General features: G+C 67.9%; 16 protein-coding genes. 11 read left to right on the top strand and 5 right to left on the bottom strand.

Features of this window, described 5'->3' with window-relative positions:
• Window positions 1–115 precede the first annotated feature (115 nt).
• From AC1RN5_RS14965 to AC1RN5_RS14980, 4 genes are all read left to right on the top strand, one after another.
• Window positions 116–508: a DUF8776 family protein gene (locus tag AC1RN5_RS14965; RefSeq protein ID WP_493041952.1), complete on the top strand. Its 393-nt coding sequence runs from the start codon at window positions 116–118 to the stop codon at window positions 506–508.
• A 42-nt stretch (window positions 509–550) separates the two neighbouring features.
• A complete protein-coding gene (locus AC1RN5_RS14970; RefSeq protein WP_493041953.1) occupies window positions 551–961 on the top strand; it encodes a response regulator in 411 nt (136 codons plus the stop codon).
• 40 nt (window positions 962–1,001) lie between these two features.
• Entirely contained in the window at window positions 1,002–2,441 is a 1,440-nt protein-coding gene (locus tag AC1RN5_RS14975; protein WP_493041954.1) for a sulfatase-like hydrolase/transferase, read from the top strand.
• A 113-nt stretch (window positions 2,442–2,554) separates the two neighbouring features.
• The gene (locus tag AC1RN5_RS14980) at window positions 2,555–5,335 is read left to right on the top strand and encodes a long-chain-fatty-acid--CoA ligase (RefSeq protein ID WP_493041955.1); all 2,781 of its coding nucleotides are present in this window, start codon (window positions 2,555–2,557) and stop codon (window positions 5,333–5,335) included.
• Here the strand turns inward: AC1RN5_RS14980 and AC1RN5_RS14985 are convergent.
• Entirely contained in the window at window positions 5,332–6,240 is a 909-nt protein-coding gene (locus AC1RN5_RS14985) for an MBL fold metallo-hydrolase (protein WP_493041956.1), read from the bottom strand. The genes AC1RN5_RS14980 and AC1RN5_RS14985 overlap by 4 nt on opposite strands.
• Before the next feature lie 281 nt (window positions 6,241–6,521).
• Window positions 6,522–6,935: a protein tyrosine phosphatase family protein gene (locus AC1RN5_RS14990; protein WP_493041957.1), complete on the bottom strand. Its 414-nt coding sequence runs from the start codon at window positions 6,933–6,935 to the stop codon at window positions 6,522–6,524.
• Window positions 6,936–7,047: 112 nt separating this feature from the next.
• Here AC1RN5_RS14990 and oppB point away from each other — a divergent pair, with 112 nt between their 5' ends.
• Window positions 7,048–7,971 (top strand): oligopeptide ABC transporter permease OppB, encoded by a 924-nt coding sequence (gene oppB, locus AC1RN5_RS14995; protein WP_421934914.1) that lies wholly within the window; start codon window positions 7,048–7,050, stop codon window positions 7,969–7,971.
• Window positions 7,968–8,876 carry an ABC transporter permease gene (locus tag AC1RN5_RS15000; protein WP_493041958.1) on the top strand — a complete coding sequence of 303 codons (909 nt, stop codon included), beginning with the start codon at window positions 7,968–7,970 and terminating at the stop codon, window positions 8,874–8,876. Before oppB ends, AC1RN5_RS15000 begins: the two co-directional genes overlap by 4 nt.
• A gap of 9 nt (window positions 8,877–8,885) precedes the next feature.
• Here AC1RN5_RS15000 and AC1RN5_RS15005 read toward each other — a convergent pair whose 3' ends face one another.
• A complete protein-coding gene (locus AC1RN5_RS15005; RefSeq protein ID WP_493041959.1) occupies window positions 8,886–9,425 on the bottom strand; it encodes a hypothetical protein in 540 nt (179 codons plus the stop codon).
• 10 nt (window positions 9,426–9,435) lie between these two features.
• Between AC1RN5_RS15005 and AC1RN5_RS15010 the strand changes: the two genes are divergently transcribed.
• The 4 genes from AC1RN5_RS15010 (at window position 9,436) to AC1RN5_RS15025 (ending at window position 18,844) form a co-directional block, all read left to right on the top strand.
• Window positions 9,436–11,094, top strand: coding sequence for a peptide ABC transporter substrate-binding protein (locus AC1RN5_RS15010; RefSeq protein ID WP_493041960.1), 1,659 nt, complete (start codon window positions 9,436–9,438; stop codon window positions 11,092–11,094).
• A gap of 408 nt (window positions 11,095–11,502) precedes the next feature.
• Window positions 11,503–14,580, top strand: coding sequence for a TonB-dependent receptor domain-containing protein (locus tag AC1RN5_RS15015; protein ID WP_493041962.1), 3,078 nt, complete (start codon window positions 11,503–11,505; stop codon window positions 14,578–14,580).
• A gap of 217 nt (window positions 14,581–14,797) precedes the next feature.
• Complete coding sequence (locus AC1RN5_RS15020; RefSeq protein WP_493041963.1) at window positions 14,798–15,355, top strand: hypothetical protein; 558 nt, start codon at window positions 14,798–14,800, stop codon at window positions 15,353–15,355.
• 411 nt (window positions 15,356–15,766) lie between these two features.
• Entirely contained in the window at window positions 15,767–18,844 is a 3,078-nt protein-coding gene (locus tag AC1RN5_RS15025; RefSeq protein WP_493041964.1) for a TonB-dependent receptor domain-containing protein, read from the top strand.
• A gap of 296 nt (window positions 18,845–19,140) precedes the next feature.
• Here AC1RN5_RS15025 and AC1RN5_RS15030 read toward each other — a convergent pair whose 3' ends face one another.
• Window positions 19,141–19,938, bottom strand: coding sequence for a hypothetical protein (locus AC1RN5_RS15030; RefSeq protein ID WP_493041965.1), 798 nt, complete (start codon window positions 19,936–19,938; stop codon window positions 19,141–19,143).
• A gap of 129 nt (window positions 19,939–20,067) precedes the next feature.
• On the opposite strand from AC1RN5_RS15030, the gene AC1RN5_RS15035 reads away from it, so the two are divergent.
• Window positions 20,068–21,135: a retroviral-like aspartic protease family protein gene (locus AC1RN5_RS15035; RefSeq protein WP_493041966.1), complete on the top strand. Its 1,068-nt coding sequence runs from the start codon at window positions 20,068–20,070 to the stop codon at window positions 21,133–21,135.
• Here AC1RN5_RS15035 and sppA read toward each other — a convergent pair.
• Complete coding sequence (sppA, locus tag AC1RN5_RS15040; RefSeq protein ID WP_493041967.1) at window positions 21,132–22,907, bottom strand: signal peptide peptidase SppA; 1,776 nt, start codon at window positions 22,905–22,907, stop codon at window positions 21,132–21,134. The two genes, AC1RN5_RS15035 and sppA, sit on opposite strands and share 4 nt — an antisense overlap.
• Window positions 22,908–22,986: the final 79 nt, after the last annotated feature.

A 22,986-nucleotide genomic window follows, 5' to 3' on the forward strand; every position in this document is an offset into this window, starting at 1 on the left:
GGGTCCCGGACACCCCGTTTTGAGCCTGTGCGGGGACGTCGCAGCCCGGGCCTGATTCATGGTCTGTTAGCCGCGACCGCACAGGGTCTTCCGACACAACTCGGGGATCGGTGTTATGGGCGCGCAGACGCAGACCGCGGACGTCCTGGAGGCCAGCGTCTCCAACATGGTGGGCGTGCTCTCCTGGGAGATCGAGCTGGCCGGCGCCCGCTGCATGAAGCTCGACGTCCTGGTGGCCGAGCTGCTGCACATCCTGCCCCAGGAGCATCGCGAGAAGCTGGTGGAGGGGATGCAGACGGTGGACCTGCTGGGCCAGCAGCTCACCAGCCTGGCCGCCTTCGCCCGTCACCTCAGCGACGAGATCTCCGACGACGTCACCGCCTCGGTGCAGGACGCCCTGGGGGACATGAAGCTCGCGGCCCTGGCCGACCGGATGTTCACCGCCCTGGGCGGCGAGGAAAAAGGTCTCAACGACGGCGACGAGGCGGGCGACCTTGACCTGTTCTGAGCCGACACTCGTCCCCAACCGGTCCGCGCGGAAAGGCTGCCCATGACCCACGAAACCCAAGGCCGCCGGATCGTGATCTGCGATCCCGACCGCACCGTCCTGGAGCTGCTGCAGATCCGGCTGGAACTGGCTGGCTGCGAGACCTTCACCGCCCGCACCGGCGAGGCGGCGCTGGAGACCCTCGAGCAGGTGGCCCCCGACGCCCTGCTGCTGGAGCTGGATCTGCCGGGGATGGATGGGTTCGCGGTCCTGCGCGCCCTCGATCCCGACGGGGAGGGCCTGGCCTTCCCGGTCCTGGTGATGGGCAAGCGACTCAGCGAGGCCGACTTCCAGCGCGCCGTGGGCCTGGGCGCCCGGGCCGGCCTGGTGAAACCCTTCGGCGGCACCGACGTGGTGGAGACCGTCGAGCGCGAACTGCGCGCCGCCGCCCCCGCCCGCCGCGCGGTGGCCTAGGCTCTTTCCTTCCCCGCCGCGCCTCGTCCATGGTGGCGGGGTGAACATCCTCTTCATCACCCTCGACCAGTTCCGCGGCGACGCCCTCTCGGCGGCGGGCCATCCCATCGTGCGCACGCCGAACCTGGACCGGCTGGCGGCGCAGGGCGTGCGGTTCGCGCGCCACTACAGCCAGGCCGCCCCCTGCAGCCCCGGGCGGGCCAGCCTCTACACCGGGACCTACCAGCTCAATCACCGGGTGGTGGCCAACGGCACGCCGCTGGACCGGCGGCTGGACAATGTGGCCAAGGCCGCGCGGCGGGCGGGCTATAGGCCGACCCTCTTCGGCTACACCGACCAGGCGGTCGATCCCCGCGACGCCACCGGCCCCGACGATCCCCGCCTCCGGTCCTGGGAAGGGGTGCTGCCGGGCTTCGAGGTCGGCCTGAACTTCGCCACCCACGATCCCGGCGTCTGGGTCCGCTGGCTGCGCGACCTGGGGCACGAGGTCCCCGACGACTATGAGGGCGCCGTGGGCGGCGAGCCCGGCCGGCCCGCCGAACACAGCCTGTCGGCCTATCACACCGACGTCCTGCTGGACTGGATCGCCGCCCAGGACGGGCCCTGGTTCGCCCACCTGTCCCAGCTTCGCCCCCATCCGCCCTATGGCGCGGCGGGGCATTTCGCGGAGATGTACGATCCGGCCGCCATGGCGCCGCCCATCGCGCCGTCGCAGGACCGCCACCGCCTGCACGACGGCCTGCGCCGCGCCATCGGCGCGCCCGAGGATCCCGCCGAGATGGCTCGGCTCCAGGCGCAGTATTTCGGCATGGTCAGTGAGGTCGACCACCAGCTCGGCCGCCTGTGGGCCGCCCTGGAGGCGTCGGGCCAGTGGGAGGACACCTTCATCGTCGTCACCGCCGACCACGGCGAGCAACTCGGCGACCACGGCCTGATCCAGAAGTCGGGCTTCTTCGAGGAGAGCTATCATATCCTCAATGTCGTCCGGGACCCGCGCCGGACCCGGGCCCACGGCAGCGTGGTCGACCGCTTCACCGAGAACGTCGACATCCTGCCCACCCTCTGCGAGGCCATGGGGATTCCCGTGCCCGACCAGTGCGACGGCCTGCCGCTGACGCCCTTCCTCGCGGGCGAGGACCCGCCCCATTGGCGCGCCGCCGCCCACTGGGAGTTCGACTGGCGCGGCTCCAACATACCGAAAGGTCCGCAGGCCTGGCCCTGGGACCGGCGGATGGAGCGCCAGAACCTGGCGGTGCTGCGCTCCGAGACCGCCGCCTATGTCCAGTTCGGCGACGGGGACTGGCTCTGCTTCGACCTGGCCGCCGATCCCACCTGGCGCACGCCGGTCACCGACACCGGCGTGATCCTGGCCCACGCCCAGGCCATGCTGACCTGGCGCGCCCAGCACGCCGACCGCACCCTCACCGGCCTGTTGATCGACAATGGCGGGACGGGGCGCTGGCCGGTCGCGCACGCCTGACGCAAATGCTAACCAAACCCCTCGCGTCACGGGGGCGCGGCGTTGCGCCCCGGCGCGTGCGAAACTAGCTTGTCGCGCGCCCGTTCAGAGGCCGAAGTTGGAGGACGCTTTCGATGCAAGGCAGGATGCAGGACTGGCCGCTAACGGTCGACCGCATACTCGACCACGCCAAGTCCTGGCACGGGGACCGCGAGATCGTCTCGCGCTCCGTCGAGGGCCCGATCGTCCGCACCACCTATGCTGAGGTCCACGCGCGGGCCAAGCGGGTCTCCAACGTCCTGCGGGGCCTGAACATCCAGCCCGGCGACCGGGTCGCGACCCTGGCCTGGAACACCGCCCGCCACATCGAGGCCTGGTACGGGATCATGGGGATGGGGGCGGTCTGCCACACCCTCAACCCGCGCCTGTTCTCCGAGCAGCTCGTCTACATCATCAACCATGCCGAAGATAAGGTCATCTTCACCGACCTGACCTTCCTGCCCATCCTGGCCTCTATCCGCGACCAGATCCCCACCGTTCAGCACATCATCGTCTTCACCGACGACGGCCACATGACCGCCGACCTGCCCGGCGCCCATTCCTATGAGAGCCTGCTGTCCCAGGTCTCCGAGGACGCCGTCTGGGGCGGCTTCGACGAGAATTCCCCGGCCGGCCTCTGCTACACCTCCGGCACCACGGGCAACCCGAAGGGGGTGCTCTACTCGCACCGCTCCAACTTCCTGCACACCCTGGTGACCATGGGCGCCGACGTGCTCGGCATCGGGGCCCTCGACACCGTCCTGCCGGTGGTGCCGATGTTCCACGCCAACGCCTGGGGCGTGGCCTTCTCCGCGCCCGCCGTGGGCGCCAAGCTGGTGATGCCCGGCGCCAAGCTGGACGGCGCCTCGATCCACGAGTTGCTGGAGAGCGAGCAGGTCACCTTCTCCGCCGCCGTACCCACGGTCTGGCAGATGCTGCTGACCCACCTGCGCGAGACCAACGGGACCCTGAACAGCCTCAAGCGCGTGGTCATCGGCGGCTCGGCCGTGCCCGAGGCCATCGTGCGCGCCTTCCGCGACGACTACGGCGTGGCCGTCACCCACGCCTGGGGCATGACCGAGACCTCGCCGCTGGGCACCCAGGCCACCCCGAACCACAAGATCGCGGCCATGGACGACGAGGCCCAGCTTCGCTTCCAGCTCAAGCAGGGCCGGCCGCCGCTGGGCATCGACCTGCGGCTCACCGACGACGCGGGCCACGACCTGCCCCGCGACGGCCACACCTTCGGCAAGCTCCTGGTGAAGGGCCCGTTCGTGGTGGGCGAGTACTTCAAGGGCGATGGCGGCGACATCCTCGACGACCAGGGCTTCTTCGACACCGGCGACGTCGCCACCCTCGACGAGCACGGCTTCATGCAGATCACCGACCGCGCCAAGGACGTCATCAAGTCCGGCGGCGAGTGGATCAGCACCATCGAGATCGAGAACATCGCCGCCGGCCACCCCAAGGCCGAGCTGGCCGCCGTGATCGGCATGCCGCACCCCAAGTGGGACGAGCGGCCCCTGCTGCTGGTCAAGCTGCGCCCCGGCCAGACCGCCACCAAGGAGGAGTTCCTCGCCTTCCTCGAGGGCAAGATCGCCAAGTGGTGGATGCCCGACGACGTGGTCTTCGTCGACGACATCCCGCTCGGCGCCACCGGCAAGATCGACAAGAAGCTGATCCGCACCCGGATGGCCGACTATGTCCTGCCCACCGCCGTCGCCGCCACGGCGGCCGGCGCGGCCCTGGCCGCCCCGCCGGAGCCCAAGATCTACGCCCCGGAGCCGGAGACCCACGCCGAGGCGCACCCGGCCCCGCCGCCCGAGCCGCCCACCGCCGACCACACCGCCTGGTCCCCGGCCGCCAAGCCGGTGCAGGAGGAGGCCTATTCCGGCCTGACCGTGGTGACGCCGACCCTGGCCTCGTTCCCCGCCCCCGACGCCGCCGACGCGCCGGAGGCCACGGCGGAGGCCGGCGCCCCTTTTCCCGCTGAGCCGCGGGCCGACGCCGCGGCGCACGCCGATCTTCCCCGGCCCGAGGCCGCCCCGGAGGCGCCCCTGGCCATGCCCCTGCCGCACGAGCGCCGCAAGCCGCGCAAGCGGAGCGGGGGCTTCGCCGGCTTCTACCTGAACCTCGCCACCCTGGTGGCCCTCGCCCCGGCCCTGATGGTGGGCGCTGGTATGCTGGGCACCCGCTCGGGCCTGATGGACTGGAAGACCGGCCTCGGCGTCATCGCCCTGGAATGGGCGCCCAAGGTGGCCCTGGTGGCGGTGGCCGCCGGCCTCCTGGGGGTGATCATCGCCCTGTTCTCGGGCTTCGGCCGCTTCTGGGCCCGCGCCCTGCTGGTCCTGGCGATCTGCGGCGCCACCTTCGGGGCCTATGTCTGGGCCCGGCAGGCCCAGGTGACCAACCCGCCGATCAACGACGTCTCCACCGACTGGAGCATGCCGCTGACCTTCTCCCAGAAGATGATGCGCGAGCGCGGTCCCGAGGCGATCATGGTGGAGGCCGATCCCGTGCGGCCGCTGGATTCCGCCGCCTATGCCGGCCGCCGGGTCGCCGAGATCAACGCCGAGACCTGCGCCCAGGCTCGGCCCCTGCTGCTGTCGGCCGCCCCCGGCGCCGCCTACGCCAAGGCCAAGGCCGCGGTGGAGCAGGCGGGCCTGGCCCTGGTCACCGACGATCCCGCCAGCGGCCGCATCGAGGCCACCGGCCGCAGCCCCGCCTTCGGCCTGAAGAACGACGTGGTGGTCCGCGTCCTGCCGGCCCCCCAGGGCGCCCGCATCGATGTCCGCGCCATCGGCCGCGTCCCCGTCCCCGACTTCGGCGCCAACTGCGCCCGGGTGACCGAGCTGATCGGCGCGATGCGGAGCTAGGCCCTCTCCACCGCCCGGTACTCGCTGTCGGGCCCCGGCGTCCCGTCCGTGGTCACCAGCCCCCGCCGCACCAGGTCGATCATGTGGCCCAGCACCGAGCGGGCCGCCGCCGGATGCAGGCGCGGATCGACGTCGGCATAGAGCACCGGGACCATGTCGCGGATCCTGCCGTGGCCCTCGGTGACCGCCTTCAGCACCTGGGCCTCGCGGGCGCGGCGGTGGGCGATATAGCCCTCGATGAAGGGGGTGACCTCGGTGATCGGCGGGCCGTGGGTCGGCCACAGGACCGAGAACTCGCGGGCCTTCACCTTGTCCAGGCTCTCCATGTAGTCGGTCATGTCGCCGTCCGGCGGGGTGATCACCGTCGTCGACCAGCCCATGATGTGGTCGCCGGAGAACAGGGCGTTCTCCTCGCGCAGGGCGTAGCAGATGTGGTTGGAGGTGTGGCCCGGGGTGGCGATGGCCTCGATCGTCCAGCCCGGCCCCTCGAGCACCTGGCCGCCGCCGCAGAGGCTGACATCGGGGGCGAAGTCGTGGTCGTGACCGGCCTCCATGCGCACGCCGCTGTCGTCGGTCGGCGCGTGGGCCACCGCGCAGCCATAGATCGGCGCGCCCGTCCGCGCCTTCAGCGGCCCGGCCAGGGGCGAGTGGTCGGTGTGGTGGTGGGTGATCAGGATGTGGCTGACCGTCTCGCCGGGCTCCAGGGCGGCCAGGATCGCCTCCAGGTGGTCGTCCATGTCGGGGCCGGGATCGATCACCGCCACCTGGCCGCGGCCGACGATGTAGGTGCCGGTGCCCAGATAGGTGAAGGGCCCCGGATTGTTGGCCACCACCCGCCGGATCAGGGGGGAGACCTGGTCGACCTTGCCGTAGTCGAACTTGATCTCGCGGACATAGGGAATCATCGAAGGTGTCCTTTCGGCGGCGCCGAGTTTGCGCTGTGAGCCTCAATTCCAGTGATGTGAGGCGGTTATGGCGGCGCAGGCGGCGATGTTTGTTTCAAAACGGCTTCAGCGGGTGGTCTTCGCCCTGATGTGTCTCATGACGGCCCAACTGGTCCTGACCATGGCCAGCTGCGAGCCCGACGAACCGGCCCTGCTGGGCGCGGTCCGCGTGCCCATCTCGATGCCGGGCTAAGCGCGATAGCCGAAAGTGGATACCGGGTTCGGCGACCATCGCGCGTTCTTCAAGAAGTCGGAAGCACCCCGTTCAGGTCGTAGCCGGCCTGTTCCCCCAGCTTCACCAGCTCGTCGCGCGAGCGCGCGCCGTCCATGGCCTCGCCCAGCGACCAGGTGATGATCGAGCGCGTGCCCGACCGGCAGAAGGCCAGGACCGGGCCCTCGGAGTTCTCCAGGATCGAGCGCTCCTCGGCCACCTGCTCCTGGGTCGGCCCGCCCCGCACCGGGATATAGGCGTAGGCCAGGCCCGCGGCCTTGGCCGCGGCCTCGACGGCGGCGCTCGACGGCTGGGCCGGATCCTCTCCGTCTGGGCGATTGTTGATCACCAGCTTGAACCCCATCGCCGCGGCGCGGGGCAGGTCTTCCAGGCTGATCTGGGGGCTCACGGAGAGCTGGTCGGTGACGCGTCGAAATTCGGTCATGGTCTGACTTCACTAAGCTGGGGAGAGGCCCTTCGTTGACATCATCAAGGGCCAGTGAAACTTTCGCAACGCCCGGCCGTCAAAAGGCCTCCACGTCGAGCTCCCAAAACCCATGTTGCGTTTCATAGGCCGCCGACTTCTCGTGGCCATTCCGACGCTGTTCCTCGTCGTGACCCTGGCCTTCTTCATGATGCGGGCCGCCCCAGGCAGCCCCTTCGACATGGACCGCAAGCTCTCGCCAGAGATCGAGCGCAACGTCATGGCCAAGTACGGCATGGATAAGCCGCTCGGCGCCCAGTACGCCGACTACCTGACCGGCGTGCTGCACGGCGATTTCGGCCCGTCCCTGAAATACAAGGACAAGACCGTCCTGCAGATCCTGCAGGAGAACTACAAGGTCAGCCTCACCCTGGGCCTCTCGGCCATAACCCTCGCCGGCGCCATCGGCGTCACCCTGGGGGTCCTGGCGGCCCTGAGGCAGAACGGCTGGGTCGACTACGGCGTCATGGGGGTGGCCATCATCGGGGTCTGCATCCCCACCTTCGTCACCGCGCCCCTGCTGGTCCTGCTGTTCGGCTCGATCTTGCAGTGGCTGCCCAACGGAGGATGGAACGACGGGGCGCTCGCCAACCTGGTCCTGCCCATCACCGTGCTGGCCCTGCCGCAGATCGCCATCATCTCGCGCCTGACCCGGGCCGGCATGATCGAGGTGCTGCAGTCCAACTATGTGCGCACGGCCCGCGCCAAGGGCCTGCCGGCCCACCGGGTGGTGTTCAAGCACGCCCTGCGCGCGGCCATCCTGCCCCTGGTCAGCTATCTCGGCCCCGCCTGCGCGGGCCTGCTCACCGGCTCCCTGGTGGTGGAGAAGATCTTCAACCTGCCGGGCCTGGGGAAGTTCTTCGTCATCAGCGCCCTGCAGCGCGACTACACCGTCGTCATGGGCATGGTGATCTTCTACGCCGCCCTGATCCTGTTCCTGAACCTGGTCGCCGACCTGCTCTATGCGGTCCTCGATCCCCGCGTGAGGCTGTCGTGAGCACTCCGATTCTCGCTCCCGGCTCGCGCGAAGGCGCGGCCCTCATGGAGACCGCCGTCCGCGGCCGCAGCCTGTGGGACGACGCTCGCCGTCGCCTGCTGCGCAACGGTGGCGCCGTCGGCGGCATGGTCATGCTGGCCCTGCTGGTCCTGGTGGCGGTGATCGGCCCCCACGTGGTCCCCTTCGCCTACGACCAGATCAACAAGAACGACGTCTGGGCGCCGCCGCTCACGGCCGGCCACCTGCTGGGCGCCGATTCGCTGGGCCGCGACCTGCTGGCCCGGCTGCTGATGGGCCTGCGGGTGTCCCTGGCCATCGGCCTGATCGCCACCCTGGTCTCCCTGGTTATCGGGGTCGCCTGGGGCGCGGTGGCCGGATTCGTGGGCGGGGTCGTCGACGAGGTGATGATGCGCATCGTCGACGTGCTCTATTCCCTGCCCTTCATCTTCTTCGTCATCCTGCTGATGGTGACCTTCGGCTCCAACATCATCCTGATCTTCATCGCCATCGGGGCGGTGGAGTGGCTGACCATGAGCCGGATCGTGCGCGGCCAGACCCTGTCCCTGAAGCACAAGGAATTCGTCGAGGCCGCCCGCGCCGCGGGCCTGACCCAGGGGTCGATCATCGCCAAGCACATCGTCCCCAACCTGCTGGGGCCGGTGGTGGTCTATGTGACCCTGACCATCCCCGCCGTGATCCTGGCCGAGAGCTTCCTCAGCTTCCTGGGCCTGGGGGTCCAGCCCCCCATGGCCTCGCTCGGCACCCTGATCGCCGGCGGCGCCCAGGACATGGAGCTGGCCTGGTGGCTGCTGGTCTTCCCGTCGCTGACCATGGTGGTCACCCTGATGAGCTTCAACTTCATCGGCGACGGCCTGCGCGACGCCATCGACCCGAAGGACCGGTGAGGGGAGGGGCTACTTCACCCGCCGCGCCCGCACCGCCCGCTGGCCGTCCAGGTTCATGAAGTAGCCCATGGAGGCCTTGCGGATCTCGGCCTTGGAGCCGGCCTTCGGCGCGCGGGCCAGGATCTCGCTGTCGTTCTGCGCCCAGACGGCTCCGCCCTCCAACTCCACGACCCACTTCCGGTCGCCGCCCTGATAGGCCTTGGTGACATTGCTGCTCACCCGGTCCAGGTCCTCGGGCTTCTCGCCGCGCTCGAACATGGCCAGCGAAGGCATGGAGAAGCCGAAGGCCTGCTTGCGGGCGGCGCGGGCCTGGTCGCGGTCCACCACCACGATGTCGCCCTTCTTCTCGGCGACATCCAGGCTGGCGACGGCGGCGTCGTAGCAGGCCAGCCGCTCGGCCGCCTCAGTCTTGCCCTTGCAGTCCATCAGGTTCTGGAAAACCGCCGTCCGCGCCTCGGTCTTGGGTTCGGCGGCGTTCGCCGCGCCGGCGAAGGCCAGGGCGGTCAGGCCAAGGCTGGCCAGCTTTAAGCGCTTAGGAAACTGTGTCATCCGTGACCCCATGATCTCATTGTCCCGCATTGATAAGGCCGCGCCCGGCCGCGGCAAGACGCTGCTCGCAGGCCTGGCCGCCTTTTCGCTCCTGGCCCTGGCGCTCGCCGGCTGCACCCAGAAGGCCTCGCGGCCGCCCTGTCCGGCCGGCCAGGTCTGCCTGCAGATGGGCAACGGCTCCGAGCCGGCCTCCCTCGACCCGCACAAGATCACCGGCACCTGGGAGGACCGGATCGTCTCGGACCTGATGGTGGGGCTGACCACCGACGACAAGGACGGCAAGTCCGTGCCCGGCATGGCCGAGCGCTGGACCACCAGCCCCGACGGCAACACCTGGACCTTCTACCTGCGCGACGCGGTGTGGTCCGACGGGGTGCCGGTCACCGCCGACGACTTTGTCTTCGCCCTGCAGCGGATCATGGATCCCAAGACGGCGTCGGAATACGCCTCGCTGCTCTATTTCATCAGGAACGCCCAGCCGGTGAACGAGGGCAAGGCCGCCAAGGACGCCCTCGGGGTCCGCGCCCTGTCCCCCAAGGTGCTGGAGATCACCCTCGAGCACCCGGCCCCCTATCTCCCCGAGCTGGCCAAGCACCAGACCATGCTGCCGGTGCCCAAGCATGTGGTGGAGAAGTGGGGCGACGCCTGGAGCCAGCCGGCCCACTACGTCTCCAACGGACCCTATCTGCTGAAGAGCTGGTCCCTCGGCGACCACGTGGCCGCGGTGAAGAACCCGCGCTTCTATGACGCCAAGAATGTCTGCGTCGACCAGGTGAACTACTACCCCACCAACGACGCCATCGGCGCCGAGCGCCGCGTGCGACGCGGCGAGCTGGACGCCAACGCCGACATCCAGTCCAACCGCATCGCCTTCCTGCGCGAGCGGATGCCGGACTATGTCCACACCTACACCTATCTCGGGGTGGCCTATCTGGCCTTCAATTCCGCGGTGCCGGCCTTCAAGGACAAGCGGGTGCGCATGGCTCTCGACATGGCCATCGACCGGGAGTTCATCACCGGCAAGCTGCTGCGCGGCGGCCAGAAGCCGGCCTACACCTTCGTGCCGCCCGGCGTGGCCAACTACACCCAGGCCGCGGCGCCGGCCTGGGCCGCCTGGCCGCTCGCCAAGCGCCAGGCCGAGGCGCGGCGTCTGCTGGCCGCGGCGGGCTACGGCCCGAACAATCCCCTGAAAATCGAGATCAAGCACCGCAACACGCCCGATCCCATGCTGTTCATGCCCGCCGTCCAGGCCGACTGGAAAGAGGTGGGGGTGGAGACGGCGCTGGTTCAGAACGAGACCCAGATCGCCTACGCCGCCTACCGCTCGCGGGACTTCCAGGTGGCCGACGCCGCCTGGATCGCCGACTACAACGACGCCATGAGCTTCCTCTATCTGCAGCAGTCCTCCACCGGCTCGCAGAACTACGGGGACTACAAGAACCCGATCTTCGACGATCTCCTGGCGCGGGCCGACAACGAGCCCGACGCCAAGGTCCGCGCCGCCTATCTGGCCCAGGCCGAGAAGATCATGCTCGATGACGCCGCGGTGGCCCCGGTCTTCTTCTATGTGAACAAGAACCTGGTCTCGCCGAAGATCACCGGCTGGGCCGACAACATCGTCGACCATCACCGCACCCGTTACCTCTGCGTGGGCAAGCCGCGACCCTGACCCCACGCTCGCGCTTGGCGCGATTTCCGGGGACGAATACGACCACAATCGGGCCGGGCCGGCGGGATTCGGCCCGGTGACCGAGGTCGATTGAGGCGTCCTGTGCCCCGTTTCGCCACAATCCGCCGAGGCTTCAGGTAAAAATCCCGCGAAAAGGCGACGATGCAGGCAAGATAGTGCGTCGAGCCGTGGGCGACCCGTAATCTGTGACCAGAATGCGACAGGTCGGCGCCCTTCACATTGCCTATCCGTAATGGGCGTTGACCGTTACGCGGTAACCTTCGTAACTCCCCGGTAACCGGGTCCGCATGCGGCCCTGGGACCGAGTCCATTTGTGGGGAGCAGGTCTCGCCCGATCCTGACGATCGAACGAGCCGCTGGAGGATCTAGACCTTGAAAACCAATTCCATGCGATCGCGCCTTCTGGCGTCTTCGATGATCTGCGGCGCCGCCATCACGGCCTTCTCGGCCTCCGCGGCCTACGCCCAGGACAGCGAAGTCACCGAAGTCGTCGTCACCGGTTCGCGCATCGTCCGTCAGGACTACGTGGCCAACAGCCCGATCTCGACGGTGACCGGCGAGCAGACGGTGGCGAATGCGGACATCACCCTCGACACCTATCTGAACACCCTGCCGCAGGTGAACCCGTCCGGGACCACCACCTCCAACAACCCCGGCAACGGCGGTCAGTCCAACATCGACCTTCGCGGTCTGGGCTCGAACCGTAACGTGGTGCTGGTGGACGGCCGCCGTCCGATGGTCTCGGCCAACAACCTCACGGTCGACCTGAACACCATTCCCCAGGCCCTCATCGAGAGCATCGAAGTCATCACCGGCGGCGCCGGTGCGGCCTACGGCGCCGACGCCATCTCCGGCGCGGTCAACGTCAAGCTGAAGCGCAACTTCGAAGGCGTCGACATCCGCGCCAACTACTCCAACAGCACCGAATATTGGGACGCTGAAGAGTACCAACTGTCGGCCGCCATCGGCGGCAACTTCGCCGACGGCAAGGGCAACGCGGTGTTCGGCTTCGACCGATCCTATCGCGAAGCGATGATCAAGTCGCAGCGTCCCTTCTCTCAGAACGCCACCTCGACCACCTCCTTCCTGCCGGAAGGCGCCCTGTTCTGGGCCAACACCAACGCCCCCACCAAGGCGGCCCTCGATGCCGTCTTCGGAACCTACGGCGTTGCACCCACGGCCATCTCCCTGACCTCGGGGACCATCGGCTTCAACATGGACGGCTCGCTGTTCTACAAGGGCGTGTTCAACAACCCGCTCAACGTTCAGCACTTCACCTATCCGATCGACGGCGCGGTGAACCAGAGCCTGTACCCCGACCTGTACAGCTACAACTTCGACTATGTGAACATCCTGACCCTGCCGCTCGACCGGTACTCCTTCATGACGAAGGTGAACTACGAGCTGGACAACGGCATCGAGTTCTTCGCCTCGGCCGGCTGGACGGAATACAACGCCGCCACCGCCCTGGCGCCGACCCCGTTCCCGACCGTCAACACCCGCAACCCGAGCACCGCCCGGACGCAGGACGTGATCTCCAACCTGGTGACCCCGGGCCAGCAGGTCGCCCAGCAGCTGGTGATCCCGGTCACCAACCCCTTCATCCCCGCCGACCTGCGCGCCCTGCTGAACTCGCGGACGGGTGATGACCCGGTCCTGGTGGGCGCCGGCGCCACCGAGCCCTTCCGGATGCGTCAGCGCACCCTGGATCTCGGCCTGCGCCAGTCGAACTACGAGAACACCGTCGTCCAGTTCATGGCCGGCGTGAAAGGCCCGATCGCCGACACCGGCTTCAACTTCGAAGTCTCGGTCAGCGAAGGCCGCACCGAAATCGACCAGACGCAGACCGGGAACCTCAACACCCAGCGCCTGCAGACCCTGATCGAAGCGGCCGACGGCGGCGCCAGCATCTGCGCCGGCGGCTTCAACATCTTCGGCCGTCAGCCGATCTCGGCCGCCTGCCGCACCTACCTGGCCTCCGCCACCACCCTGTCCACGGCGATGACCACCCAGATCGCCCAGGGCTTCGTGACCGGCAAGGTCGCCGAACTGCCGGCCGGTGACGTCGCCATCGTGCTCGGCGCCGAATATCGCGGCTTCGAATACAACTTCGATCCGGGTTCGGCCTCGGGCCCCATCTCGGGCTTCAACACCCAGAACCCGGACAAGGGCACCAACTCGTTCAAGGACTACTTCGGCGAAATCGCCATCCCGCTGATCAAGGATCAGGCCTTCATCAAGAGCCTGGAACTCGACCTCGGCGCCCGCTACTCCAAGAACGAATTCGCCGACAAGATCGCCGGCGACAAGGTCGAGCTGGACGGCGTCTGGGCCTACAAGGCCGAGCTGAACTGGGAGATCAACGACCTCCTGCGCGCTCGTGCTTCGTACCAGCGCTCGGTCCGCGCCCCGAACTTCTCGGAACTGTTCTCCGGCGGCGGCTCCTCGCCCCAGTACTTCGACCCCTGCTCGGTCACCAGCCAGGCCCGCAAGGGCGCCAATGCGGCCCAGGTCACGGCGCTCTGCCAGACCGCCGGCTTCAACGGCGGCGTCTCCGGCTCGGCCATCGGCAGCTTCGTGCAGACCCCGGGTTCGCAGATCGGCGTCGACCTGCTGGGCAACAAGGCCCTGAAGCCGGAAGAAGGCACCACCTTCACCGCCGGCGTCGTCTGGAAGTCCCCGTGGGAAAACCAGTGGCTGTCGCGTCTGCAGGGTTCGGTGGACTACTACAACATCAAGATCACTGACGCGATCCTGACCCCGACCCCGAACCAGATCGTGGCCGCCTGCTACAACTACTACGGCACCAACCCGACCTACAGCCCGACCAACACCAACTGCGACGGCATCCTGCGGACCGGTGGCGACATCCTCTGGGTCTACAACCCCAACAACAACTACGAAGAGTTCACCGCCTCCAACGGTGGCCATCAGAAGACCTCCGGCATCGACATCCAGTTCGACTGGGGCTTCGATCTGGAATGGCTCGGGGCGCCCCCGACCTGGGGTTCGGTCCGGACCAATGTCGTGCTGACCCACGTGATCGAGTTCAAGCAGCAGGATCCGATCTCCGGCGTGCCGGAACTCGACTTCGCGGGCACCGTCTCCTACTTCGGCGCCGGCCTCGGCACGAGCTTCCCGGACTGGAAGGCCACCATCAACACCAACTGGACCGTTGGTGACTTCAAGTTCGACGCCCGCGCCCGCTACATCAGCGCCATGGAAAACCGTCTGAACATCGAGTTCCCGGGTGAAACCGAGTTCACGGGTCCGGACGCCGTCTGGTACCTCGACCTGGCCGGCACCTGGGCGATGACGGACAATGTCGAGTTCAAGCTCGGCGTGAACAACGTCTTCAACAAGGAAGCCGAGACCTACGCGCCGAACGTGCAGTCCGGCACCGATCCCTCCACCTACGACGTCGTGGGTCGCCGGGTGTTCGGTGGCGTGAAGCTGCGCTTCTAAGCCTGGTCTGAACTTACGAAATGGGGGCGGCGGACTTCGGTCCGCCGCCCTTTTTCGTGCGCGGTTGGCCGGGGCCAGCGCGACAAGATTAAAAAAAGTTCAGAATCCCACTGCGGGGGGCGGTATCGCGCGGCGTCTAGCTCACGGGCGGGCGACCTGAATATCTGCAAATCCAGATGTCGGGCGCCTGAGGGGTTGAACAGGCGAGATCCAGGCGATGTCCGCAATCGAGTCCGCTGAGCACGCCACCAAGCTGCTCAAGGTCTATGACCTGTTCCTGGGTCTGTGGGAATCGGAGCACGGGCCCGACCCGCGGGGCCTGGCGCGCCAGATCGCCGTGGTGGCCCTGGTCACCCGCCGGCAGCTCGGCCTCAACGCCTATGACGCTCTGCCGCTCTCCGTCCTGGCCTTCCGCGGCTCGGTGAAGGTCACGGCCGGCGCCTTCCGCAAGTCTCACTCCCACGCCCGCGCCCTGCTGGACTATGGGGCGATCAAGGGGGTTCCGCTCTGGGACGCCGTCATGGCCATCGACGCCGAGGGCGACGAGCTCCTGGCCAGGGTGGACGCCCTGGTGCAGCAGCTCAACCTGCCCCAGGCCCTGGCGGCCCGGGCCGAGCACTTCGGCGGCGCCCGCGGAGGCCGTCCCACCGCCCGGGTGCGTCCCCAGGTGCTGGAGGCGGTGGCGGGCCTGATGGCCAAGGCGGGGCGGGGCGACACCGCCGCGACCCAGGAGATCGCCGCCATCGTCGAGCTGATCGGCCAGAGGGCCGGCTGAACCGTCCAGGCGAGGGCAGGCCGCTTCCGGCGTTACCGCCCCCAGTAACATTACACAGGTAACGCGCGTCCGACCGCAGGCTTTCTGCGCCGCGCCGACCGTTTACATGATGTATCGAGCCGGTAACGCGCGTCCGATTTCAGGCATTCGTGGGGGAGGCGCCGAGTCGAAAACAGCCCCAATTCCGGCAAGTTCCCGTCCCCGCATTGCGTAAACCTGGTCGATGCGTGGCGATAATGTGACAGATCGGGGCAAACGCGCTTTCCGAGGCTGTTACAGAATTGACCCCGTAACATCTGCGACGCCTATGTCCGCCACGGGGTTCTTCGGAATCCGAATCTGGGGAGCGAGTGTCGCAGGCCGCTTGGGCCCGGCGAGCCGCTGGAGGAATAGACCTTGAAAACAAAATCCATGCGATCGCGCCTTCTGGCGTCTTCGATGATCTGCGGCGCGGCCGTCACGGCCTTCTCGGCCTCGGCCGCCTACGCCCAGGGCAGCGAAGTCACCGAAGTCGTCGTCACCGGTTCGCGCATCGTCCGTCAGGACTACGTGGCCAACAGCCCGATCTCGACGGTGACCGGCGAGCAGACGGTCCAGAACGCCGACATCACCCTCGACACCTATCTGAACACCCTGCCGCAGGTGAACCCGTCCGGGACCACCACCTCCAACAACCCCGGCAACGGCGGCCAGTCCAACATCGACCTTCGCGGTCTGGGCGCGAACCGTAACGTGGTTCTGGTCGACGGCCGTCGTCCGATGGTCTCGGCCAACAACCTCACGGTCGACCTCAACACCATTCCCCAGGCCCTGATCGAGAGCATCGAAGTCATCACCGGCGGCGCCGGTGCGGCCTACGGCGCCGACGCCATCGCCGGCGCGGTCAACGTCAAGCTGAAGCGCAACTTCGAAGGCGTCGACATCCGCGCCAACTACTCGAACTCCACCGAGTTCTGGGATGCCGAAGAGTACCAACTGTCGGCCGCCATCGGTGGCAACTTCGCCGACGGCAAGGGCAACGCGGTGTTCGGCTTCGACCGCTCCTATCGCGAGCCGATGATCAAGTCGCAGCGCGCCTTCTCGCAGAACGCCACCTCCACCACCTCCTTCCTGCCGGAAGGCGCCCTGTTCTGGGCCAACACCAACGCCCCGACCAAGGCCGCTCTCGACGCCGTCTTCGGGACCTATGGCGTGACCCCGGCCCAGATCTCCCTGACCTCGGGGACCCTCGGCTTCAACATGAACGGCTCGCTGTTCTACAAGGGCGTGTTCAACAACCCCTTGAACGTGCAGCACTACACCGGCCCGATCGACGGCACGGTGAACCAGAGCCTGTACCCCGACCTGTACAGCTACAACTTCGACTATGTGAACATCCTGACCCTGCCGCTCGACCGGTACTCCTTCATGACGAAGGTGAACTACGAGATGGACAACGGGATCGAGTTCTTCGCCTCGGCCGGCTGGACGGAATACAACGCCGCCACCGCCCTGGCCCCGACCCCGTTCCCGACCGTCAACACCCGCAACCCGAGCACCGCTCGGACGCAGGACGTGATCTCCAACCTGGTGACCCCGGGCCAGCAGGTCGCCCAGCAGCTGGTGATCCCGGTCACCAACCCCTTCATCTCGGCGGACCTGCGCGCCCTGCTCAACAGCCGCACCGGTGATGACCCGGTCCTGGTGGGCGCCGGCGCCACCGAGCCCTTCCGGATGCGTCAGCGCACCCTGGATCTCGGCCTGCGCCAGTCGAACTACGAAAACACCGTCGTCCAGTTCCTGGCCGGCGTGAAAGGCCCGATCGCCGACACCGGCTTCAACTTCGAAGTCTCGGTCAGCGAAGGCCGCACCGAGATCGACCAGACGCAGACCGGGAACCTCAACACCCAGCGTATGCAGACCCTGATCGAAGCGGCCGACGGCGGCGCCAGCATCTGCGCCGGCGGCTTCAACATCTTCGGCCGTCAGCCGATCTCGGCCGCCTGCCGCACCTACCTGGCCTCGGCCACCACCCTGTCGACCTCGATGACCACGCAAATCGCGCAGGGCTTCGTGACCGGCAAGGTCGCCGAACTGCCGGCCGGTGACGTCTCCATCGTGCTCGGCGCCGAATATCGCGGCTTCGAATACAACTTCGATCCGGGTTCGGCCTCGGGCCCCATCTCGGGCTTCTCGACCCAGAACCCCGACCGCGGCACCAACTCGTTCAAGGACTACTTCGGCGAAATCGCCATCCCGCTGATCAAGGACCAGGCCTTCATCAAGAGCCTGGAACTCGACCTCGGCGCCCGCTACTCCAAGAACGAATTCGCCGACAAGATCGCCGGCGACAAGGTCGAACTGGACGGCGTCTGGGCCTACAAGGCCGAGCTGAACTGGGAGATCAACGACCTCCTGCGCGCTCGGGCTTCCTACCAGCGCTCGGTCCGCGCCCCGAACTTCTCGGAACTGTTCTCCGGCGGTGGCTCGGCTCCCCAGTACTTCGACCCCTGCTCGGTCACCAGCCAGGCCCGCAAGGGCGCCAATGCGGCCCAGGTCACGGCGCTCTGCCAGACCGCCGGCTTCAACGGCGGCATCTCCGGTTCGGCCATCGGCAGCTTCGTGCAGACCCCGGGTTCGCAGATCGGCGTCGACCTGCTGGGCAACAAGGCCCTGAAGCCGGAAGAAGGCTCCACCTTCACCGCCGGCCTCGTCTGGAAGTCCCCGTGGGAAAACCAGTGGCTGTCGCGTCTGCAAGGTTCGGTGGACTACTACAACATCAAGATCACTGACGCGATCCTGACCCCGACCCCGAACCAGATCGTGGCCGCCTGCTACAACTACTACGGCACCAACCCGACCTACAGCCCTGCCAACACCAACTGCGACGGCATCCTGCGGACCGGTGGCGACATCCTCTGGGTCTACAACCCCAACAACAACTACGAAGAGTTCACCGCCTCCAACGGCGGCCACCAGAAGACGAGCGGTATCGACATCCAGTTCGATTACGGCTTCGACCTCGAGTGGCTGGGCGCTCCGTCGACCTGGGGTTCGGTCCGTATGAACGCGGTCCTGACGCACGTCATCGAGTTCAAGCAACAGGATCCGATCTCCGGCGTGCCGGAACTCGACTTCGCGGGCACCGTCTCCTACTTCGGCGCTGGCCTCGGCACGAGCTTCCCGGACTGGAAGGCCACCATCAACACCAACTGGTCTGTCGGTGACTTCAAGTTCGACGCCCGCGCCCGCTACATCGCGGCCATGGAAAACCGTCTGAACATCGAGTTCCCGGGCGAGACCCAGTTCACGGGTCCGGACGCCGTCTGGTACCTCGACCTGGCCGGCACCTGGGCGATGACGGACAATGTCGAGTTCAAGCTCGGCGTGAACAACGTCTTCAACAAGGAAGCCGAGACCTACGCGCCGAACGTGCAGTCCGGCACCGATCCGTCCACCTACGACGTCGTGGGTCGCCGGGTGTTCGGTGGCGTGAAGCTGCGCTTCTAAGCCTGGTCTGAACCAACGAAATGGGGGCGGCGGACTTCGGTCCGCCGCCCTTTTTCGTGGGCGACGCATCCTGGGCGGCTGTGCGGAGCAGTTTGGGGGCGATGGACCTCTCCCCCTTCCGCTCATCCCGGCGAAGGCCGGGACGCAGGTGAAGCCCCCGCCGACCTCCCGTGAGATCACAAGGCAGACGCGGATCATCCTCGCGGTTGGGGATGAATCTGGGTCCCGGCCTTCGCCGGGATGAGCGGAGTTTATCCTGAGCAGGGACCTTCCCTCTCAGGAGGATCGGGTCGCCCTCAGGCGTAGCCGAGCAGGTCCCTGAGACCGGGCGCCATGAAGTCCACCAGGCGCTTCTGGGTGTCGGGCAGGACGTCGGGCAGGGCCTGACCCCCCGACAGCTTCTCGCGCGACGTGGCGCTGTGCTCGCGGGCCGAGCCCACCTTGACCCGCTCGCGCCAGTCGTGGGGCAGGGCGATACCGAACTTGCCCAGCAGGTCCTCGAAGAACGCCTTGGCCGCCGGGGCCTCCAGGTCCTTCAGGTGGGCGATGATGTCCTCGTAGCGGACCAGTTCCACCCCCGTGCCCAACCAGGCCACGGCGTGGAAGGTGAAGACCTCCCGCAGGGCCGGGCCCTTGCCGGGAATGCCGAAGATCATCAGGTTCAGCATCTGCTCGACGCTGACGGCCCCGTTCTTCAGGGGGTTGAGCTCGGGATGATCGAGCTGATCCGACAGGCTGAATCGCGCCCGGGCCAGGACATAGTCATAGGGGTCGCGCACCAGCACCACCTGGCGCGCGTGCTTCAGCGCCATCAGGGAGATGTCGGCGAACACCAGGTGGCCGACGCTGAACTGCGGCCGCCCCGGGTTCAGCGCCCCGATGTGCTGCTGCAGGTTCTGCACCTGGATGAACTCGCGGTCGTAGTGCTGCTCGGTGGGCACGAACATGCGCACGATGTTGCGCAACAGGTGGGTGCCGCACTTGGGCACGCTGTTGAGGAAGGCCGTCTGCCGCAGCGGCGCCTGGGCGAACTTGCGCACCTCCGGCCCCAGGGTGTCGGGCTTGCTGCGGATGATGGCGACCGGTTGAGCCATGAGGACGCTCCTGGAGACAAGACCTATCGCTAGGCGCCGCGTCGCCCCGGCGCAACCGAAAATAAGACGCGCCAAGCCCCAGGAATCCACTAGCTTCGCAGGTGGGGAGGCGACGCATCGTGTTGATTCATGTCTAGTTTCATCCTGACGCGCCGGACGCTGGTGACCGGCCTGACCGCCGCGGTTCCCCTGGCGGGCTGCGCCGCCGTCCCGACCGCGGCGCGGCGGATGATCCAGGTCAATCTCACCGAGACCCCCCTGCCGCCGGTCAGCGCGCCGAACCCGCCGCCGCCCAGCGATGACGCCGTGCTGCAGGCCGGCTTCGATCCCGTTCAGCGGATGACCGTGCCGGTGCTGGTGGACGGGGCGGGGCCGTTCACCTTCGTGGTCGACACCGGGGCCAATCACTCGGTCCTGGCCATCGAGACCGCGCTTGGCCTGGGCCTGCCCAGCGCCGGGACCGCCCAGATCCACGGCATCGCCGGGGTGGAGCCGGCCGAGACCGTCTCGGTGCGGCGCATGACCATCGGCAGCGTGGTCACCGGCCGCGTCCGCATGCCGCTGATCCCCCGCCGCGACCTGGGGGCCGATGGCCTGCTGGGGGTCGATGTCCTGACCCGCCGCGACGTGCTGCTGGATTTCGAGCGCAACCGTTTCAACATCGCGCCGTCGGACTCCAGCTTCCGCAAGCGCGCCGGCGCCGGGGGCACGGGGCGACTGGCGCCGCCGGTCTTCGATCCCAACATCGTGGTGGTGCCGGCCCGCTACCGGTTCGGCCAGCTCACCATCATCGACGCCGAGGTCGGCGTCGGCCTGCCGATCACCGCCTTCCTGGACTCCGGGGCCCAGTCGACGGTGGGCAACCTGGCCCTGCGCAACGCCGCCTTCCTGCAGGAGCCGGGCCTGGCCCTGCGCACCCAGAGGGTCCAGCTGGTGAGCGCCACCGGTCAGACGGTCTCCGGCGACCTGGCCCGCCTGCCGGGCCTGCGCCTGGGGGGGCTGCGCATCGGCAACCTCTCCTGCGTCTTCGCCGACCTGCACACCTTCAAGATCTGGGACCTCGTGGACCGGCCTGCCATCCTCATCGGCATGGACGTCATGCGTCACTTCCGCTCGATCGAGCTGGATTTCGGCCGCCGCGAGGTGGTGTTCCAGACCGGCAAGTCGCCCGACCCGCCGGTCTTTCCCCCCAACTAGAACTCGCGCGGGGCCATGACGCTGGTGTGGCTCTGGCCGCGCAGGCGCTCGTCGGCCAGGTCGTCCAGCACGCTCTGGGCGCGCGGGTCGCCCAGAATCCAGGCCGCCGCCGCCAGGGTCCGCACCGAGGTCGCCGAGACCCCCAGGGCCCCTTCCAGGGCCTCGAAGGGCGAGGTCTGGCGGGTCATGCGCTTCAGGCGCACGTCGCCCTTCAGGTCAGCCAGGGCCTTGGCCTTGTCCACCGCCTGGTAGAAGCCGCCGATCTCGTCGACCAGGCCGAGCTGGCGGGCCTGGGCGCCGGTCCACACCCGGCCCTTGGCGATCTCGCGCACGCGGGCCTCGGGCAGGTGTCGGCCGCTGGCGACGCGGGCGATGAAGTTGCCGTAGATCTGGTCCATCCAGCCGGCGAAGTGGGCGCGGTCGCTGGCGGAGAACTCCTGGCCCATGCCGAAGGCGCCGGCATAGGGCGCGCCCACGCTGGTCTCGCGCACGTCGACGCCCTGCTTGGCGAGGGCGGGGCCCAGCGCGAACTTGCCGCCATAGACGCCGATGGAGCCGGTGAGCGTCGTGGGCTGGGCCACGATCGCCGAGGCCTGGGAGGAGATCCAGTAGCCGCCGGAGGCCGCATAGGTGCCCATGGAGATCACCACCGGCTTCTTGGCCGCCTTGGCCGCCCGGATCGCCGCCAGGATCTGTTCCGAGGCCGTGTCGGACCCGCCCGGCGAGTTCAGCCGGAAGACGATGGCCTTGACGTTTTTGTCCTCGACGGCGGCGTAGATGGCCTCCGACAGGTCGTCGGAATAGATGGTCGATCCGCCGGAGAAGGGGTTCTTCACCCCGTCATGGCCGGTGATGATCGGGCCCTCGCCCTCCACCACCGCGATGGCCGGCCCCGAGCCGGCGCCGCGGTCGCGCACGGCGTGCATGTAGTCGTCGAAATCCACCAGCTTGGCGCCGTCCCCGGCCTTGGTCAGCAGGGCGGTCTGGGCCTCCTTCACCTGGCCCACCTTGTCGATCAGGCCCAGCTTGGCGGCGCTCTCGGCCAGATAGGGACCTGCCTCCATCGTCGCCTGCAGTGCGGCGGGGTTCTTCTTGCGGTCCAGGGCCGCCGTGGTCAGGCTGGTGCGATAGACCGAGCCCATCCAGGACAGGGTCGATTCCTTGTGGGCCGGCGTATAGTCGTCGTGCAGGTAGGGATTGACCGCGTTCTTGTACTCGTAGCGCTGCTCGTAGTCGGCCTTGACCCCGTACTTGTCGAACAGCCGCTTGAAGAACACGTCCTCGCTGGCCAGGCCGGTGACCTGGAAGGAGGCGCCCGGCTGCATCCACAGGTCGCCGCTTGAGGCGCCCACCAGATAGGTCGAGGTGACGATCCCGGAGGGATAGAGCCCCTGGCTGTGGGCCAGGACGGGCTTGCCGCTGGCCCGGAAGTGCTTGATGGCCAGCCGCAGCTCGTCGGCGGCGGCCGGCTCCATGCCGCCCTCGGGCAGGCGGATCAGCAGGCTCTTGATCTTGTTGTCGTTCTCGGCCCGCCTCAGGGTCTCGATCACCGACATCACCGACATCGAGCGCCGTCCGAAGGCCGCCAGGGGGTTGTTGGGGGCCTGGTCGGTCAGGCCGTCGCGCAGGTCCAGGTTCAGGACCGCGCGGGCGGGCGTGGCCTCGGGCCGGGCCGAGGCCGCCGCCAGGGAGATCAGCAGGAAGGGAACCCCCACCAGGAAAAGCACCAGGCCCGCGAAGACGCCGGCCGCGGTGATGAGAAACTGCTTCATGGAAATCCTGCGGGGAGAAGGCGCCCACAGGCTATATGGTTGTGCGTCTCGATCAAATGAAGACGCCGCAATCTCGGCG

Source organism: Phenylobacterium sp. GW821-FHT12F10, from assembly GCF_058806695.1.

Bases quoted from the DNA above. Each gene is read 5' to 3' on its own strand.
- AC1RN5_RS15030 (WP_493041965.1), bottom strand. From the start codon at position 19,938: ATGGCTCAACCGGTCGCCATCATCCGCAGCAAGCCCGACACCCTGGGG.
- AC1RN5_RS15010 (WP_493041960.1), top strand. From the start codon at position 9,436: ATGATCTCATTGTCCCGCATTGATAAGGCCGCGCCCGGCCGCGGCAAG.
- AC1RN5_RS14985 (WP_493041956.1), bottom strand. From the start codon at position 6,240: ATGATTCCCTATGTCCGCGAGATCAAGTTCGACTACGGCAAGGTCGAC.
- AC1RN5_RS15035 (WP_493041966.1), top strand. From the start codon at position 20,068: ATGTCTAGTTTCATCCTGACGCGCCGGACGCTGGTGACCGGCCTGACC.
- AC1RN5_RS14965 (WP_493041952.1), top strand. From the start codon at position 116: ATGGGCGCGCAGACGCAGACCGCGGACGTCCTGGAGGCCAGCGTCTCC.
- AC1RN5_RS14980 (WP_493041955.1), top strand. From the start codon at position 2,555: ATGCAAGGCAGGATGCAGGACTGGCCGCTAACGGTCGACCGCATACTC.
- sppA (WP_493041967.1), bottom strand. From the start codon at position 22,907: ATGAAGCAGTTTCTCATCACCGCGGCCGGCGTCTTCGCGGGCCTGGTG.
- AC1RN5_RS15020 (WP_493041963.1), top strand. From the start codon at position 14,798: ATGTCCGCAATCGAGTCCGCTGAGCACGCCACCAAGCTGCTCAAGGTC.
- AC1RN5_RS15025 (WP_493041964.1), top strand. From the start codon at position 15,767: ATGCGATCGCGCCTTCTGGCGTCTTCGATGATCTGCGGCGCGGCCGTC.
- oppB (WP_421934914.1), top strand. From the start codon at position 7,048: ATGTTGCGTTTCATAGGCCGCCGACTTCTCGTGGCCATTCCGACGCTG.
- AC1RN5_RS14990 (WP_493041957.1), bottom strand. From the start codon at position 6,935: ATGACCGAATTTCGACGCGTCACCGACCAGCTCTCCGTGAGCCCCCAG.
- AC1RN5_RS15005 (WP_493041959.1), bottom strand. From the start codon at position 9,425: ATGACACAGTTTCCTAAGCGCTTAAAGCTGGCCAGCCTTGGCCTGACC.
- AC1RN5_RS15015 (WP_493041962.1), top strand. From the start codon at position 11,503: ATGCGATCGCGCCTTCTGGCGTCTTCGATGATCTGCGGCGCCGCCATC.
- AC1RN5_RS14970 (WP_493041953.1), top strand. From the start codon at position 551: ATGACCCACGAAACCCAAGGCCGCCGGATCGTGATCTGCGATCCCGAC.